The sequence below is a fragment of the Halobium salinum genome, assembly GCF_026586625.1.
In the GTDB taxonomy this organism is placed as follows: Archaea; Halobacteriota; Halobacteria; order Halobacteriales; family Haloferacaceae; genus Halobium; species Halobium salinum.
This window is the reverse complement of sequence record NZ_JAODIW010000006.1, coordinates 1,618,239-1,634,880: the sequence shown is the minus strand read 5'-3', so window position 1 is coordinate 1,634,880 and position 16,642 is coordinate 1,618,239. Positions and strand designations below refer to the sequence as shown.

At 67.5% G+C, this 16,642-nt stretch carries 12 protein-coding genes; 7 read left to right on the top strand and 5 right to left on the bottom strand.

Annotation, left to right across the window (positions count from 1 at the left end; genetic code table 11):
* Positions 1–845: 845 nt before the first annotated feature.
* Both N5095_RS11585 and N5095_RS11580 read left to right on the top strand, forming a co-directional pair.
* Positions 846–1,406, top strand: a complete 561-nt coding sequence (locus N5095_RS11585; RefSeq protein WP_267622998.1) for a TATA-box-binding protein — start codon at positions 846–848, stop codon at positions 1,404–1,406.
* A gap of 60 nt (positions 1,407–1,466) precedes the next feature.
* Complete coding sequence (locus N5095_RS11580; RefSeq protein ID WP_267622997.1) at positions 1,467–2,288, top strand: helix-turn-helix transcriptional regulator; 822 nt, start codon at positions 1,467–1,469, stop codon at positions 2,286–2,288.
* 287 nt (positions 2,289–2,575) lie between these two features.
* On the opposite strand, the gene N5095_RS11575 is transcribed toward N5095_RS11580, so the two are convergent.
* On the bottom strand, positions 2,576–3,781 hold the full coding sequence (locus N5095_RS11575) for a Cdc6/Cdc18 family protein (protein WP_267622996.1): 1,206 nt from the start codon (positions 3,779–3,781) through the stop codon (positions 2,576–2,578).
* 1,730 nt (positions 3,782–5,511) lie between these two features.
* Between N5095_RS11575 and N5095_RS11570 the strand changes: the two genes are divergently transcribed.
* The 4 genes from N5095_RS11570 to N5095_RS11555 all read left to right on the top strand — a co-directional run bounded on the left by N5095_RS11570 (position 5,512) and on the right by N5095_RS11555 (position 10,209).
* Positions 5,512–6,102 carry a hypothetical protein gene (locus N5095_RS11570; RefSeq protein WP_267622995.1) on the top strand — a complete coding sequence of 197 codons (591 nt, stop codon included), beginning with the start codon at positions 5,512–5,514 and terminating at the stop codon, positions 6,100–6,102.
* 872 nt (positions 6,103–6,974) lie between these two features.
* A complete protein-coding gene (locus N5095_RS11565; RefSeq protein WP_267622994.1) occupies positions 6,975–7,484 on the top strand; it encodes a hypothetical protein in 510 nt (169 codons plus the stop codon).
* A gap of 196 nt (positions 7,485–7,680) precedes the next feature.
* Positions 7,681–9,876: a DEAD/DEAH box helicase gene (locus N5095_RS11560; RefSeq protein ID WP_267622993.1), complete on the top strand. Its 2,196-nt coding sequence runs from the start codon at positions 7,681–7,683 to the stop codon at positions 9,874–9,876.
* Positions 9,877–9,879: 3 nt separating this feature from the next.
* Entirely contained in the window at positions 9,880–10,209 is a 330-nt protein-coding gene (locus N5095_RS11555) for an FxLYD domain-containing protein (RefSeq protein WP_267622992.1), read from the top strand.
* 56 nt (positions 10,210–10,265) lie between these two features.
* On the opposite strand, the gene N5095_RS11550 is transcribed toward N5095_RS11555, so the two are convergent.
* From N5095_RS11550 to N5095_RS11540, 3 genes are all read right to left on the bottom strand, one after another.
* Complete coding sequence (locus N5095_RS11550) at positions 10,266–11,630, bottom strand: MBL fold metallo-hydrolase (protein ID WP_267622991.1); 1,365 nt, start codon at positions 11,628–11,630, stop codon at positions 10,266–10,268.
* Positions 11,627–12,823: a pyridoxal-phosphate-dependent aminotransferase family protein gene (locus tag N5095_RS11545; RefSeq protein ID WP_267622990.1), complete on the bottom strand. Its 1,197-nt coding sequence runs from the start codon at positions 12,821–12,823 to the stop codon at positions 11,627–11,629. Before N5095_RS11545 ends, N5095_RS11550 begins: the two co-directional genes overlap by 4 nt.
* Positions 12,824–12,966: 143 nt before the next feature.
* A complete protein-coding gene (locus tag N5095_RS11540; protein ID WP_267622989.1) occupies positions 12,967–14,259 on the bottom strand; it encodes an MFS transporter in 1,293 nt (430 codons plus the stop codon).
* A gap of 258 nt (positions 14,260–14,517) precedes the next feature.
* Between N5095_RS11540 and N5095_RS11535 the strand changes: the two genes are divergently transcribed.
* Complete coding sequence (locus N5095_RS11535) at positions 14,518–15,519, top strand: D-2-hydroxyacid dehydrogenase (protein WP_267622988.1); 1,002 nt, start codon at positions 14,518–14,520, stop codon at positions 15,517–15,519.
* A gap of 30 nt (positions 15,520–15,549) precedes the next feature.
* On the opposite strand, the gene fba is transcribed toward N5095_RS11535, so the two are convergent.
* The gene (fba, locus tag N5095_RS11530) at positions 15,550–16,548 is read right to left on the bottom strand and encodes a class II fructose-bisphosphate aldolase (RefSeq protein WP_267622987.1); all 999 of its coding nucleotides are present in this window, start codon (positions 16,546–16,548) and stop codon (positions 15,550–15,552) included.
* Positions 16,549–16,642: the final 94 nt, after the last annotated feature.

Sequence of the window (16,642 nt, the reverse complement as noted above, 5' to 3'; positions counted from 1 at the left end):
TCGGGACACCAGGACCGACCGGGTGTCACCGAACCATCGTGGCTCACATCAGATTCCGTCTGTACGGCCTGACCGCAGGGGCGGAATCCTCATCTCCTTCGGACCTAAACCGAAACGTTCCACGGGTATAAACCCACTGGAATCGTCCCGGGCGTACGACAGTCCGCCAGAGGCGGATGCCGCGTAGGTCCGTGAGTGCGGCCCGTGTTGAGCGGGCCACCATCACGCTGTGTCTTACGCATCTACTACTAAGTCGAGGGTAGTACTTAGTAGTAGTGATTCGCCCCGATTGTTACAGAATTATGGAAGACATCCGTTGACACGCGAATTTCCCACAACCGGAATCGTCGCCGGTCGAAGAGCATCTCACCGCCTGAACAGAGCGGCGGCCCAGAGAGAGACCCGCTTGGAAGCTTTCGTAGCGGCTCGCTGGTCGGTGGGTAGAACGCAATCGCGGTGAGTACGCCGACGTCGACCTCGCCACAGTCGTCGACATCCTCAGGTCAGCGTCCTCAATCTTGTCCTATGGGTCGTTGTGGTCCCCACGTACGCAATCTGACAGTCTGTTACTTTGGTTATCGCGTGCGTGTGCTCGCGTGTGGATGGTGCTATGTGGCGTTGGTGTAGAAGAAGGGATGCCGTGGTAAGCAGGATACGGGCGGAGTGTACCGGGGCGAGGATGGTAGACAACTCGGTAGTGCTGAACGCTCGGTACACGGGGGCCGCAGGCCGGTCCTGTTGATGTGCGAATCGCGAATCGGCAGCGTCGAACGAAAGCCCTCCCGTGTGAGGGAGATACTTTATAAGCCATCCCTTTATAAGACAGGAGCGAGGACGGGTATATAATGACGTCACCGGCAGACTCCATCGAGATACAGAACGTCGTCGCATCGACCGGCATCGGCCAGGAACTCGACCTGGAGGCGCTGGCGGAGGACTTGCCGGGTGCGGACTTCAACCCGGACAACTTCCCCGGGCTGGTGTACCGAACGCAGCAGCCGAAGGCGGCCGCACTCATCTTTCGCTCGGGGAAGATCGTCTGCACGGGCGCGAAGAGCATCGACGACGTGCACGACGCGCTCGGCATCATCTTCGAGAAACTCCGCGGACTCAGCATCCCCGTCGAGGACGACCCGGAGATTACCGTCCAGAACATCGTCTCCAGCGCCGACCTCGGTCACAACCTGAACCTCAACGCCCTCGCCATCGGCCTCGGTCTCGAGGACGTCGAGTACGAACCCGAGCAGTTCCCCGGACTCGTCTACCGAATGGACGAGCCCGAGGTCGTCATCCTCCTGTTCGGCTCCGGGAAGATCGTCATCACTGGTGGGAAGCGGACCGACGACGCCGCCACCGCTGTCGAACGTATCGTCGAACGCATCGAGAACCTCGGCCTCCTGGGCTGAGCGCACCTGCTGAACGGAGATGTTCGGAGTAGCAGTCGAGCCGGCGGAGGCCCACGGACGATGAGTGCACGTCACGATATCGCGTACCTGGTCGGCTCCGACAACCGCGTCGACATCCTCAGAGCGCTGCGTGACGAGCCGCGAGGCCCCTCGGAACTCGCGTCGGCGTGCTCGTGTGCGCGCGAGACCGCACATCGGAGCCTCTCCGGGTTCGTCGAGCGGGGATGGGTCGCGCGCGACGACGGCGAGTACCGGCTCACCGTGGCCGGAGGAATGGTCATCGAACAGTACGACCGGTTGGAGACGACCGTCGACGGAACGAATCGCGTCCGGCCCTTCCTACGGCACGCACCGGCGGCGTTCCGCGACTTGCCGCCCGAGTTCCTCTCCGCAGTCAGACTCGAGACCGCCACGCCAGAGAACCCTCACGCACCCATCGGCCGGTTCCGCGCGACTCTTGGGGACGGCGGGCTCGAACGATTCCGTGGCGTTACGCCCGTGGTCAGCCCGCTGTTCAATGAGGCTGCCGGCGCCGCGCTCACACCGGAGACCGACGCGGAACTTGTCATCGACGAGTCGGTCCTCCACGTCTCGGAGACCCAGTACGCCGACGCGTTGGGCGAGGCGTTCGAGCTGGAGAAGTTCACGCTTCTCGTCTCGTCCGACTCACCGGGCTGTGGACTGATGATCGCGGACGGTCACGCGTTCGTCTGCGTCTACGACGAGGGGACGATGGTGGCTTCGCTCGACGGCGACGAGGAGGCGTTCGTCGAGTGGGTGAGCGACCTCTACGCCGAGGAGCGTGACCGGAGTCGCGTCCTCGCGACAGTCGCGACCGACGCGACCGACGCCGAGCCGACGAGTGGCGGCGCTTCCGAGTGACGGCGGTCGACCGTCGTGGCTCTGTTCGCTCTCACCCTCGTCTGCGTCATCGTATGCGTCAGGTCGTCCTCTCGTCCGCCGGAACCGGGACCGTTCCTGTGGCTCGCAGCTGTGATGGCCCCTGCAACACGTGATGTTTTCAATCACGCATTAGAGTGAAAAATATAAGTCGGTAGAACGCTTCGCCGCAACTGCAGCGAGCACGCGGACCGGTCCCCCGACGCAACGCCCTCCAATCGCTGCTCTCGGTGCGACGGCTAGCCGGTGTCGAGCGGTGGACGGTCGCCTCAGCCGTCGATGTTCTCGGTCAGTACCTCTTTCACCACTTCCGGGTCCTCGAGCAGGCGGTGTTTCGTGTAGCTCCCTTCGGCACTGCCGCCGCTGTGCTTCGACTGCTCGATGATGTCGAGGAACGCGTGTTCCTTGAGCAGGTCGCGGACCCGACGGAGCGAGAGACTGTCCGACCCCTCCTGTCGGCAGATGTTCTCGTAGATTTCGTACACGCGGCTGGTCCGGAACCCGTCCTGGCGTTGGTTCGACAGCGAGAGCAGGGCGAGCGCCTGGAGGACGTACCGCGAGTGTGGTGTCGACCCGCGGATGAGTTCGCGGAAGCGGTCGGTCTCGGCTCGCTCTCGTGCCTGAGTGACGAACTCCTCTCGCACCGTCGGGACGCCGGTGGACTGGGCAATCTCGCCCGCGTACCGGAGGATGTCGATCGCCTTCCGGGCGTCGCCGTGCTCGCGGGCCGCGAGTGCGGCCGCGCGCGGGATGGTAGAGGGGTCGAGCACGCCCTCGCGGAAGGCGTCGCTACGGGCCTCCATGATGTCGCGGAGCTGGTTCGCGTCGTACGGCGGGAAGACGAACTCGCGCTCACAGAGGCTCGACTTCACGCGCTCGTCCATGCGGTCCTTGTACTGAATCTTGTTGCTGATGCCGATGACGCCCAGCTTGGAGCGCTCGATTTTTCCCGCCTCTCCGGCCCGGGAGAGCTGCATGAGAATGTCGTCGTCGTCGAGTTTGTCGATCTCGTCGAGGAGGATGAGGACGACATCGAATCGTGCGTCGAGGATGCGCCAGAGCCGCTTGTAGTACGTCGACGTGCTGAGTCCCTTGTCGGGCACACGAATGCCGGTCTCGTCGGGGTCGTTGACCCCCTCGGCGATGGTCTGGACTGCCTGTGTCTCGGTGGTGTCCTGTGCGCAGTCGACGTAGGCGAAGGCGGCCTCGACACCCTCGCCCGCTGCGGTCTCGACGAGGCGCTTCGAGACGTACTTCGCACACAGCGACTTCCCGGTCCCGGTCTTCCCGTAGATGAGTACGTTGCTGGGACTCTGTCCGAAGATGGCGGGGTTGACCGCGTTGGCGAGCTGTGATATCTCGTCGTCTCGGCCCACGATTCGCCCCTCCCCCGGGAGGTGGCTGATCTCCAGGAGTTCTTTGTTCGCGAAGATGGGGTCCTCCCGCGTGAAGAGGTCGTCCCCAGTGTCGAGCATACCATGCCACACCGCGTTTCCGGTGAAATGTCTTACCCTTTCTCGGCGGAGGAGACACACACCGGGTTTCCGGTGAACGGTGGGTGGGAAGGGTAGGGTGGAGACGAAACCGGGGGATTCGGTTCAGCGATCGAGCTAGTTTCTCCTCCGAACCGGAGAAACGGCGGGGTTACGCGGTCGAACGTGGAGATGCCAGGTAGATTCGACACATCTCGGGTGGTTTCACCGGAAACGTGGTGTGGAGAATCACGGTCCTTCGAGGTCTCTCGTCACTCGGGACCACAACGGTCCTCGTCACTCGAGACCACAACCGTCCGGTGGAGCGTGAGACGAGTTCCGGTTCAGCCGACGACTCGAGCCGTCGGCTGTCACCCCGGATGATCGCCAGACAACTTGGATTACTAGCCGACAACTTAGACCATCGGCGACAACTCAGACTGTCGGCGACAACTTGCGCTATCGACTGGCAACTCGGATCACGAGACAGTCGGACCGCAGGACAGGCAGACGACGAAGTGTGGTCTCCGTGTTCCTATCCCGTCTACGTATCCAAGCAGGCCCTCACACGTCACGAACAAGTTGAAAAAGCGAATCCGTCTCGCACTGAACTACTGTTTGAATGAGAGGGTCACTTCGTCTGCGGACTTATTGCGACTATCCATATGTTCGTTTGCGACTGGCTTGGCGGAATTTTCTCAGAGATTCTACTTAACTTCTTTGAATTTCACGGATCCGTGAGTTTCGCCGGTCGCGGCCGAGGCGATTTGCCCCCCAACACCGAGACTGTTCACCGGAAACCTGGTGTCTCTCTCCGGCACTCGGCAATCGTCTCGGACCACGCCGGTTACGACCTTCGACCAGCGTGTTAGTCGGCCGCCGACGCGGTCGAGTTCACCGTCGAGAACCAGTACCGAACCGGTGCCGGGCAAGTCGCAATCGGTCGGTATCAGTGTTCTCCCCTGTGGCGGCCGGAGTGGGTACTTGCGGCGACGCCGGAGCGGAAGGATTGGTAGGCCACCTGGGGACGCACGTCTCGCTTCCGGACGTCCACCGGAAACGAGGTGTGGGCCTACCCAAACGCGTGGCAATTCGAGTTAGAGAAGGTCTGTAGGCATACTCGGGATAGGGCGCGGCCGGACTGGGCTCTCTCCGAATCGGTCTCCATCTAAACCCAACCCCGTTCGAGTCAGCCGTTCACCGGAAACACGGTGTGGGTTCGCCGCCTCGTCCTGTTCGAAGTCGGGTGGCTCTCCGGTTGCTACACGTGTGTCCTGTTTCACCGGAAACCCGGTGTCTCTCTGGGCTGGAGACCCTCGTTCCCGTCTCGAACTCAGTCGCTGTCCGCCGCGGAGTCGAGCGTCACCTTCGTTCGACCGGGCCGGACCGGCACGACACAGGGACACGTTCACCGGAAGCCCGGTGTCGATGCACGCGAATCGGCAGCCGACGGTCCGAGGACCCGACGAGAGGGCACCTGGCACAGCCACGGGCGACAACCGACGTGGCGAACTTCCGGTCGACCGGCGTGGCGACTCCGCGGACGACGAAGGAGGGGAGACCTACGTTGAGGAGTGACGGAGGACCTACGTTGAGGAGTGACGGAGTACGTACACCCGGGACGGAAACGAACGTCATCCACACGCGTGGGTCGTGACCGCGGAACAGGTTTCGGAGTAGCGTCGAGAGAACAGGCGCAAACGACATAATACCGTGGGACGTATGCCCACACAGTGGCATCGAGAGAGAGCAGCCACGACAGCAGCCAGCTGGGGTACGGCACCCATCGAACGCCGTGGGACCCGCCCGTCCGTGACCCGGCTGCGTACTCGTTGACAGACCACTTCCGACGGCGACTCCGTCAGCCCGGTCGATACGTCACTCTTCCCATCGCGAGCGACGCCATTCGGACGGGACAGCTCCGCTGGAACCGAACCGACGGGTGGCGGTTCGCACTCGTTCGCGACGGCGTTCGGTACGTCATCGTCGTCGGGGACACGGAGACGAACTCGCCGGTGATCGTCACGGGGTGGACCGAGGTCGCCTCGTGGGCGGAGGCGGTCGAGTCAGAACGGTGGCGCGAGGAGGACCTTCACACCATCCAGCTCCGCGGCGACCTGAGCGCGGCGCCGAACGAACAGATTCCGCTGCGCATCCGCCCCCGGGAGATCGACCGACCGATGGAGATCGGCTCTCACCGAATAACCACGAGGGCGGGGCTCGCCTCGGTCGTCTGCGACGAGTGTCACGGCCAATACCGGTCGAAAACCGAGCTCCTGTCGACACGCTGTCGGTCGTCGTCACGGGCCGGATACGATAGCTGAGCTCCGCACGAGGACCGAATCCCACGAGGACCGAATCCCACGAAGATCGAATCCCACGAAGATCGAATCCCGCACGACGACCAAATCCCGCACGACGACCAAATCCCGCACGACGACCAAATCCCGCACGACGACCGACACCCGACAGTCCAACGTGGCCTTCGTCCGACGATGTGGGGTCCGACGGACACTGTGGCGCTCAACCGACGGTGTAAGAGACGACCGACGGTGTGAGACCTGGCCGACGGTGTGTGGGGCCCCCTACAGCCGGATAAGGGGCCGTTCGAGGGAGTAGTGTCCTCTACCGAGACCGCGGAATATCGACCCGACACTGGCCGGCAGTCCGCGGTCCGGTACTCGGCGCCGAACACGTGCCGACGAGCGAACCGGCCGGCGCCTCCAACGGGTCAATCAGATGACGCCCAACTATAACCCGCTCCAGTACGTCTAATTTAGACGTACGTGCGGGCACTGTGGACACGGGTCACGACGAGTCACGGGACGCGAGACGAACGCCCGACGGGGCGGTCCCAGTGAAGCCGAGTCGGGTCGAAGTCCTCGCCAGCACTCGGACGAACGAGGAGGCACGCTACGGCGGGTCGAAGCTCGAACCACACCTCGAACAGCACCCCACACGGCTCACGTGACCCCACACGGCTCGCGTGTCGTCCACGAACGTACCGTCCGCAAACGCACCGCCCACGAACGCACCGTCCACGAACACCGTATCGCCGCAGACGACAGCGGGTTGTGAACATCCCGACCGACCGCCTACAGAGACGACCGGGACGACGGCGAATCAGACCCCGGGGCACGAGACGCTCGAGTTGCACACCGACCGAGGCCGACTCCCCGGAGCCACCGACGAGAGAATGAGCAAGACCCCCTTCAGACGCGCCCGAAACGCGATCAGAACGACCTTCGACCGCCTGACCGGCCGACCGGTCGCTCCAACACCGAACGACTGGACCAAAACGCGACTCACTCGAAGTCGGGTTCGGTGGCGTCGCGCCGACGAGTGCGTCGAGTGTTTCGGGTTCGGCGACGGGTTCGTCGCCACGGTGACGTACGCGAGCAGAGACGTGACGTGGCAGCTGACGACGGGGCCGGTGACACTCGCCAGCGCGTTGTTCACGGCCGGCCTGTACATGCAACACGGAGTGACCCCGCAGGTCGACCGCGACGGACGGATGTTCGTCGCCGTCGACGACGACGGCCCGACACAGGCGTTCGACGAAGACAGCGGCCGTCCTATCGGGTTCCTCTACGCCGACGCCGTCCGGACCCTCGAAGAGTTCCCAGCGTACGTCGACGCCAGCCCACTCGAGTCCGCTTACGACCGTCTCGGCGGCGATACACGCCACGAACTCCCGTCGGAGTGAGTGTCTCCGTCTCCTCCCGACTTCGGTCGAATTCTCGTCGCCGACCATACGTCTACTTCGATACGTCTACTTCGAGTCGAACTCCTGCGTCGTCGCCCCGTCGCCCACTTCGACTCGAATCCCGGGTCGACGCCCACCTCGTGCTCACGGCGACACGCCGCAAGCCGTTTGAGCGTCGCCCACCGACTCCCGGTCGATGACCGACGACGAAGGGGTCGAGACGGACGAAGCCGTCGACCCCGGCGGGCGACCGGATACGACGGGCGGGACGGAACGGCCGACAGCGTTCACGCTGGACGACTTCTACGACGCCGTCGCCGCCGCGGGAACACCCGTGCTCACGACCGCGCAGGTGGCCGCGCGACTCGACCTCGACCCGGAGACCGCCGCCGAGGGACTCCAGTCGCTCGCCGAGGCGGGGCAAGTCCGGCGAGTCGTCGGGGACGGGACACACGCGAGCGACGGAGCGGGCCCCGACCGCGAGGAGTCTGCCGACCGCGCGGAAGCCGCCACCGACGACACCGTCACTGACGCCACCGGCACCGACGCCACCGCTACCGACGACACTACCACCGACGCCATCGGCACCGACGACACTACCACCGCTGACCGCCCGACCCGGATGCTCTCGACGGTGTGGTACCCGGCCGAGTTGACCGGCCTCACGACCCGCGAGCGGGTGGTCCTCTTCCCGGAGCGCCGCGAGATAGTCGTCGACAACCCGACGCAGTACACCCGCGCCCAACTCGCGCAGTTCGCTCACCTCGTCGACACCACGAGCGAACGAACCGACACGGCGAAAGACCGCAACCGCGGCCGCGGATACCTCTACCGCATCCGCCAGGAGGACGTCTGGCACGCCCCGTTCGACGACGTCGACGACCTCCTGGCGTCGATGCGCGAGGTGCTCCCCCGGCGGTCCCCCCACCTGGAGGAGTGGGTCGAGTCCCAGTGGAAGCGCGCTCATCAGTTCACCCTCTACACCCACGAGGACGGGTACACCGTGCTCGAAGCCGCGAACGACAACCTGATGGGGAACGTCGCCCGGCAGAAGCTCTCCGAGGAGCACCTCCACGCGCCCATCTCCGACACCGAGGCGTGGGTCCGCGAGGGCACGGAGGCCGAAATCAAGCGAATCCTCTACGAGGCCGGCTACCCCGTCCGCGACGAGCGCGACCTCGACACCGGCGACCCGGTCGACGTCGACCTCGGCGTCACCCTCCGCGACTACCAACAGGACTGGGTCGACCGCTTCACGGAGCGCAAGTCGGGGGTGCTCGTCGGCCCGCCGGGCGCCGGCAAGACCATCGCCGCCATGGGCGTCCTCGCGGCCGTCGGCGGCGAGACCCTGATTCTCGTCCCCTCGCGCGAACTCGCCCGCCAGTGGCGCGACGAACTCCTGACCCACACGTCCCTCACCGAGGCGCAAATCGGCGAGTACCACGGCGGCGAGAAGAACATCCGGCCCGTCACCATCGCGACCTACCAGACCGCCGGGATGGACCGCCACCGGCACCTGTTCGACTCCCGGAAGTGGGGGCTTATCATATATGATGAATGCCACCACGTTCCGGCTTCGATCTACCGACGCTCCGCCGACCTCCAGTCCAAACACCGCCTCGGGCTCACCGCCACACCCGTCCGCGAGTCCGGCGACGAGGAGGAGATTTTCACGCTCGTCGGGCCGCCCATCGGCACCGACTGGGACGCGCTGTTCGAGGCCGGTTTCGTCCAGGAGCCGGAGGTCGAAATCCGCTACGTCCCCTGGACCGACGACCTCACGCTCAACGAGTGGCGCAGCGCCGACGGCCGGGAGCGCCACGCCATCGCCGCGCAGAACCCCGCCAAGGTCGAAGAGGTCGAACGACTCCGCCGCCGTCACCCCGAGGCGAAGACGCTCGTCTTCGCCGACTACCTCGACCAAGGCCGCGACGTGGCCGAGGCGCTGGGCGTCCCGTTCGTCAGCGGCGAGACGCCCCACTGGGAGCGCCGGCGACTGTTCGACGAGTTCCGCGACGGCGAGCGCGACACGCTCGTCGTCTCCCGCATCGCCGACGAGGGTATCGACCTCCCGGACGCCGAACTGGCCGTCGTCGTCTCGGGACTGGGTGGCTCGCGCCGACAGGGCGCTCAGCGCGCCGGTCGGACGATGCGTCCCACCGGGCCGGCGGTGATGTACGTGCTCGCGACCGCAGGCACGAGCGAGGAGGACTTCGCTCAGCGACAGATGCGCCACCTCGCGGAGAAGGGCATCCGCGTGACGGAGAGCGCGGTCGGTGGCGGCGACGGCGACGGCGACGGCTCCACCGACGCCACCGCCACTGAACCCGACGAAACCGCCGCCGGCGACGACGCGACCGGGAGCGTCGCCGACGACGGGGAGGGGGACTGACCGGTGCGTACCGAGAGCCTCGACTTCGAACTCGTCGACGTGTCGAAGGCCGGCCCGCTCGCCCGCGACGTGACGGCTCGGGTGACGAACGTCTCCGGCGGCCCGCTCGACGACGTGCGGGTCGCGCTCCTCGTCGCCGCCGGCGACCGGAAGGTCGCGGAGTTCGCGGCCAACCTCGGCGACCTCGACCCGGGCGAGACGCGGAGCATGAATCGGACGATATCGGCCTCTCCCGGCGAAGCGTTCTCGCTGAAGGCCAACGGTGCGGACCTGCACCTCGTCGCTCGTATCGCCGACCGGGTCGAGCGGGCACAGGGGACCCTCTCGTTCTGAGGCTGTGAGAAGTGACGGTATCGGACTCGAGTTCGACGACAACCGGCGGCCGTCTCTCAGCGGCCGACCGCGCTGTATCGAACCGGCTCCTCGCCGACGACGCCGACGAGTCCCCGACAGCGAAGGTCGACGAGGTGGGCGGCCGCCTCTCCGACGCCCATCTTCGCGTGGATGCCGTCCATCTCGCCGAACAACTCGCGGGCGACGGCCCACGGTGTCACCCCGTCACCGCTGGCCCCCTCGCCCCCGCTCTCCCCGTCGGTTCCGGTGGCCTGCACCGCCCGGACGGCGTCGAGCACGCGCTCGGCTCGTTCGCGGTGGTGTCGGTCGATGACCGCCGCGCGCTCGGCGAGGTCGAGGTCGGTTCCGTGACCGGGAAGGACGAGCGGCGTCGGCGGGTCGGTATCGCCGTCGTCGGCGACGCCACCGAGGTCGTCACCCCCGGCGTGGTGCTCCCCACACCGTCGTCTCCGGCCGTCCCACTCGACGAGGCGGTCGAGTGCGTCGAGGTAGAACCAGAGCGGGCTGGGGTTGTCGGGGTCGACCGCGCCGGGGTCGGCCTCGTCGTCGAATCCGAACAGGCGGGTGTCGCCGCCGCCGACGTTCGGCGTGTACGTCGGCAGGACGTGGTCGCCGACGAGCAGTGTCGGTCTCTCGGTCCCGCGCGGGGAGCCGTTCCCGTCCTCCTCGTCGTCGTCCTCGACGACGAACGTCGCCCCGCCGAGCGTGTGTCCTGGCGTGTGCAACACTCGGATTCCGAGGACGCACTCGCCGTCGACCAGCTCGCGGACGGGGTAGCTGTCCGGCATCGGGGAGGGTCGGTCCCCCTCGCGGAGCGCCGCGACGCGGTCGTCGGGGACCCCCCACGCCCGGAGTCGGCGGGCGTCGCGGTCGATTCGGCGCTCTCGCTCGGCCGCGTAGTCGGCGACCAGCGGGGCGTCGGCCTCGTGCATGGCGAGCGTCGCGTCGGCCGCCTCCGCCAGCCGCGGGGCGAGCCCGGCGTGGTCCGCGTGCCAGTGGGTCACCAGCACGAGAACCACCTCGTCCACGGCGAGTCCGGCGGCCTCGATTCCGGTGACCAAGCGCTCCCAGGCGTCGTCGGAGGGGGGTCCGGGGTCGACGACGACCCCGCGGTCGGGGAGGACGTAGGCGCTGTTCTGCCCCTCCGGACTGCCGGTACCGACGCCGATGCGCACGATTCCCGGGGCGACGACGGTCGGGCCACCGACCTCTCCGCCCTCGAACGCTACCGTTTCGTTGGACTCGACCGACCCGTCGAATCCGCCGGACTCGCCGGACCCGCTGGACCCGCCGGACTCGCCGGACCCGCCGGACCCGCTGGACCCGCCGGATCCACCGGATTCGCCGAACCCGCCGGGGTCGTCGGGCCCGCCGGACTCACCCGGCGAGGGTCCGCTCACGCTTCCCCGGCGTCGGTGCCGGTGTCGTCGAGGACGGCCCCCAGTGCGTCCATCGCCCGCTCGACCGTCTCCACGTCGGCGTTGTACCCCATGTGCCCGACGCGGAGCACGTCGTCCGCGAGGTCGCCGAGGCCGGTCGCGAGCAGGATTCCGTGCTCCTCCTCGACGCGGCGCTGGAGCGTCTTCGCCTCGCCCGGGACGTGGAAGGCGCTCACGGTCGGGGAGTCGGGTGCGGCCCTCCCATCGCCCGCGGCTCCCTGGGCGAACGTCTCCAGTCCGAGTGCGGCCCCACGCTCGCGACACCGTTCGGCGACGACACGATGCCGTTCGACGGCGGCCTCGACGCCCTCCTCGAGCAGGAGCGAGACCGCCTCGTCGAGCGCGGCGACGTTCGCCGCGAGGTGGGTGTAGGGGAACCCCTCGCTCACGTCCCGCCACGGCAGGAGGTTGGTGTACAGCGACCGCGGCGAGACGGCCTCGGCCTTCTCCCACGCGGCCTCGCTGACGCTCGCGGTCGTCAGCCCCGGCGGCGCGCTGAAGCACTTCTGGGACGCACCGAGACAGACGTCGATTCGGTCGGCCGGCACCGGCGCCCCGCCGAGCGAGGAGACGGCGTCGACCACGGAGAGCACGCCGTGCTCCTCCAGCAGGTCGAGCACGGGGTCGAGGTCGTTGAGGGTCCCGGTCGGCGTCTCACAGTGGACCATCGTCGCGAGGTCGAACGGCGCATCGTCCTCGCCATCGCCGTCGGTTCCGCCTGCAGCCTCGTCCAGCGCGGCCTCCACGCCGTCCACGTCGAGGGGAGTGCCGTAGTTGGTGGAGACGACGGTCGGTTCGCCGCCGTAGCTCTCGACGAAGTCGGCGAACCCGTCGCCGTAGAGACCGTTCGAGACACAGAGCACGCGGTCGCCCGGTTCGACGAGCGATGCGATTGCCGCCTCCAGCCCGAGAATTCCCTCGCCGCCGAGGACGACGAGGTCCTCGTCGGCATCGTAGTCGATACCGTACACCTCGGCGAGGTTCTCGCAGAGCCGCCGGTACCGGTCGAGGAATCGCCCCTCGATGTCGGGGTTGGGTTGCGGGCGGGCCATCGCCCGCCGGACGCGTTCGGGGACGGCGGTCGGTCCAGGGGTGAGCAGTTCGGGCCCGTCGTCCGGGTCGCGAGCGGCGGAGTCGGGTCGGTCGTGGGACATGAGAGAGTGAAGTTAGCGGGGGTTTGTCAAGGGGCCACCTTAGCGTTCCGGGATGTGTTCACGTGGCGCGTCGAAGGCACGAGTCCCGCCCGCGTTCTCCGTTCTTCTCAGTCCTCTTTCCGGTCCCGGCGTCGCACTCCTTCTCAGTCCCCGCGCGACACCAACGGGAACCCGGCCCGGGCGCCGCGCGTCTCGACCAACAACACCGCGACGAGCAGGGTGGCGACGACGGCGGGCACCGCGCCGACCGCGAACGCGACCGACCGCGGGACGAAAAGCGCGAGCCCACCGACCAGCACCGGGCCGAGCACGCCGCCGACGCCCTTGGCGGTGGTCCGCAGGCCCATCAGTTCGGACTCGCGGCGGGGCGGCGCCACGTCGCCGATGAACGCGAGTGCGCCGACCGTCATCGACGAGAACGACGCCGCGATGAGGACGAAGGCGGCGACGGCGACCCAGAACCGCCCCGTCGCGGTCGCCGGGAGCGTCGCGGCGGCGGCGACGACCGGGAAGAGCGCACTGCCGGCGATTCCGGCGGCGACGAGGGGTTTCCGGCCGACCCCGTCGGTGACCCGGCCGAACAGGAGCATGAACACCGATTGGCTCCCGGGGTTGAGCGCGAGGACGACCCCCATCCAGAACGCGGAGAGCCCGAGCGACCCCGGGAGGTAGACCGGCATCAGCGACATGACGCCCAGTACGGAGACGTTCCGGAGCGCGAGCGCGACGTACAGCCACACGAGGCCGTTCTGCCGGAGGTGTGTCCGGTCCTCCGGCGAGGGGAGCAACCGACGGCGGACCTCGCTGACGACTTCGGCGACCGACGGCTCCCGCGCGGGGCGGTCACCGCCGCCGGCGACGACCGCGGTCGCGACCGTCGAGAGGAGGCTCACGGCCGCGATGAGGACGAACAGCGAGGGCGGCGCCAGGAACCCGAGCAGGGCGCCGACACCCAGTTGGCCGCCGGTGAACCCCACCGCACGGGCGCTGTTGTAGAAGCCGAGCGCTCGACCCCGCCCCGACTCCCCGCCCCGGCTGCTGACGACGGCGAGCATCACCGGCGGGAAGCCGGCCGCGAAGACGGCGTAGAGCGCCCGAAGCCCGACGAACGCTCCCGCACCACGGAGCAGAGCGAGCGGAAGCACCGAGAGGGTCGCCCCGAGGCCCGTGGCGACGAGCACTGCGCGGCGCCGCCCGGTCACGTCGGCGACGGCGCCCCAGACGGGCGCGAAGAACGTCATCCCGAAGAAGTAGGCGGTGTAGACGAGCGCCGCGGCGAGGTCCGACCCGCCGCCCTGCCCGATGTAGTACCCCAACGCGGTGCCCATCAGGATGCCGCTGCCGAAGCGCGTCGCCGAGGCGAGCGCGATGACGAGCGGCTGTGCCGCCGGCGTCGACGCGGCGCCGGCGAGCCGGTCGCGAAGTGACGAGGCCACGATGTCGACGTGTTGCCGCTCGATGTGGGATAAATCCGCGGAAGCGGGGCGACTTCGACGCTCGGTGACACGGTCCGTAAGCACCCCTCCGAACGGACGGGAGCCGGTTTCGTCGACCGATGTGGAGCCGGTTTCGTCGACCGATGTGGAGCCGGTTTCGTCGGCCGATGTGGAGCCGAGTCTTCCCGTCCGGCCGGAAGTCGGCGGCTGCTGCCGCGACGGACCGAACTGAAGTGCGGCCCGGTAGAACGCGAAGACATGAGCGACGCCGCCGACCAGCGCCCCGACGCCGACGTGGACTCCGAGCGCGACCCCGACGTGGTCGTCCTCCGCAAGAAGATTCACGGCCTCCCGAGCGAGCGCTACGCCGAGGCCCTCCGCGAGCGTCTCCCCGACCGCGAGGTCGCCTTCGCCGCCACCCCCGAGCAGGAGCGCGAACTCGTCGCCCGCGCCCCCGTCGTCACCGGTCACTACCTCGCGCCCGAACGAATCGCCGAGGCCGAGAACCTCGACTACTTCGCCTGCATCTACGCCGGAACGGGCCACCTGCCGATGGAGGAGTTCGAATCGCGGGGCGTCGCCGTCACCAACGCCTCGGGAGTTCACGGCCCGAACATCGCCGAGCACGCCATCGGCGCGATGCTCGCGTTCGCCCGGGACTTTCCCCGCGCGTTCCGCCGGAAGGAGCGCCGCGAATGGCGCTCCTTCCCCACCCACGAGCTCATGGACTCGACGGTCGCCGTCGTCGGCCTCGGGGCCATCGGCCAAGCCACCGTCGAGCGCCTCGACGCCTTCGGCGTCCACACCGTCGGCGTCCGCCACAGTCCGGAGAAGGGCGGACCGACCGACGAGGTGTACGGGTTCGACGAACTCCACAGCGCGGTCGTCGACGCCGACTACACCGTCCTCGCCTGTCCGCTGACCGACGAGACGGAGGGGCTCGTCGGCGACGGGGCCTTCCAGACGATGCCGACCGACGCCGTGCTCGTGAACGTCGCGCGCGGGAAGGTCGTCGACACCGACGCGCTCGTCTCGGCGCTCCGGGGCAACGACATTCGCGGCGCCGCTCTCGACGTGACCGACCCCGAGCCGCTCCCGGAGGACCACGAGTTGTGGGGGTTCGACAACGTGCTCGTCACCCCGCACAACGCCGGCCACACCCCCGAGTACTTCGAGCGGATGGCCGACATCCTCGTTCGCAACCTCGAACTCGCCGAGGAGCGCGGAGCGTTCGAGGGGCTGGAGAACCAGGTCACCTAAGCTGTCGCGCCGCGGTGACGTGTCGGCGCGCTACACGTACCGGCTCTCCCCTGCACACCCCGCCACTTCGGCGAGTCCGCCGTACACCTCGGCGATGCGCTCGCGGATGGCCCGGCCCGAGACCCGCGGGTCGAAGTGGTCCTTGTTCGGCGCCCACGCCGACTCGTTGAAGAAGTCGTCGCGGTCGTCGGCCACGCCTTCCGGGGGAAGGAGGTCCGCCTCGTGCTCGCGGAAGTAGTCGAACGCAGTGCGCGTGTACTCGTACTGGTAGTGGGTGTCCTTGTTCACCTTGCAGATGCCGTACTGCAACAACTCCTGCAGTTGCTCGGGGAGGATACCGGAGGAGCCGTGGAGCACGAGCGGAATCGACAGCCCGTGGTCTTCCAGCGCCTCGTGGACGTCGCGGGCGATGTCCGGGCGCAGTTCGAGGTCCTTTCCCTTCGCGACGCCGTGTTGGGTCCCGACCGAGATGGCGAGCAGGTCACACCCCGTTCGGTCGACGAACTCGACGGCCTCCTCGGGGTCGGTGTAGAACGCCTCGTCGGCGACGATTTCGTCCTCGACGCCCTTGATGCGTCCTAACTCGGCCTCCACCAGGATATCGGTTTCCGCCTCCGCCACCATCTCGACGACCTCCCGGGTCGTGGCGACGTTCTCCTCGAACGGCTCGTGGGAGGCGTCTATCATGATGGACGAGGGGAAGCGACGGTCCAACCCGACCTGCGTTCGGACGAACTCGAGGTCCGTCTGGTGGTCCATGTTGAGGAACACGCCGACGTCGTACTGGTCGGCGACGAGTTCCGCGTACGTCCCCATCGCCTGCAGTCCGGCCACCGGGTCGCCGTTACCGGCGAACGAGCAGGCGCCCGAACTCAACTGCAGGAGCAGGTCCGAGTCGACGCGGGCGGCCCCCTCCATCAGACCGACGAGCACGTTCGGCTCGGCCACGTTGCTCGCGACGAGCCCGAACCCCTCCGCGAGCGCGTCGTCGTACACCTTCGCCAGCTCGTCGCCGCCGTAGAACGTCATGTGAACTCCTCGGTTCGTGTTACCACTCTACGGAGTTAAGTGTAGTAGCGAGCACAGACCGCCGAGACAGCGGCGCGGTCGTCTGGCGGGCCGG

Excerpts from the sequence above, each read along its gene's own strand:
- N5095_RS11585 (WP_267622998.1), top strand. The coding sequence starts at position 846 with ATGACGTCACCGGCAGACTCCATCGAGATACAGAACGTCGTCGCATCG.
- N5095_RS11580 (WP_267622997.1), top strand. The coding sequence starts at position 1,467 with ATGAGTGCACGTCACGATATCGCGTACCTGGTCGGCTCCGACAACCGC.
- N5095_RS11575 (WP_267622996.1), bottom strand. The coding sequence starts at position 3,781 with ATGCTCGACACTGGGGACGACCTCTTCACGCGGGAGGACCCCATCTTC.
- N5095_RS11565 (WP_267622994.1), top strand. The coding sequence starts at position 6,975 with ATGAGCAAGACCCCCTTCAGACGCGCCCGAAACGCGATCAGAACGACC.
- N5095_RS11560 (WP_267622993.1), top strand. The coding sequence starts at position 7,681 with ATGACCGACGACGAAGGGGTCGAGACGGACGAAGCCGTCGACCCCGGC.
- N5095_RS11545 (WP_267622990.1), bottom strand. The coding sequence starts at position 12,823 with ATGTCCCACGACCGACCCGACTCCGCCGCTCGCGACCCGGACGACGGG.
- N5095_RS11535 (WP_267622988.1), top strand. The coding sequence starts at position 14,518 with ATGAGCGACGCCGCCGACCAGCGCCCCGACGCCGACGTGGACTCCGAG.
- fba (WP_267622987.1), bottom strand. The coding sequence starts at position 16,548 with ATGACGTTCTACGGCGGCGACGAGCTGGCGAAGGTGTACGACGACGCG.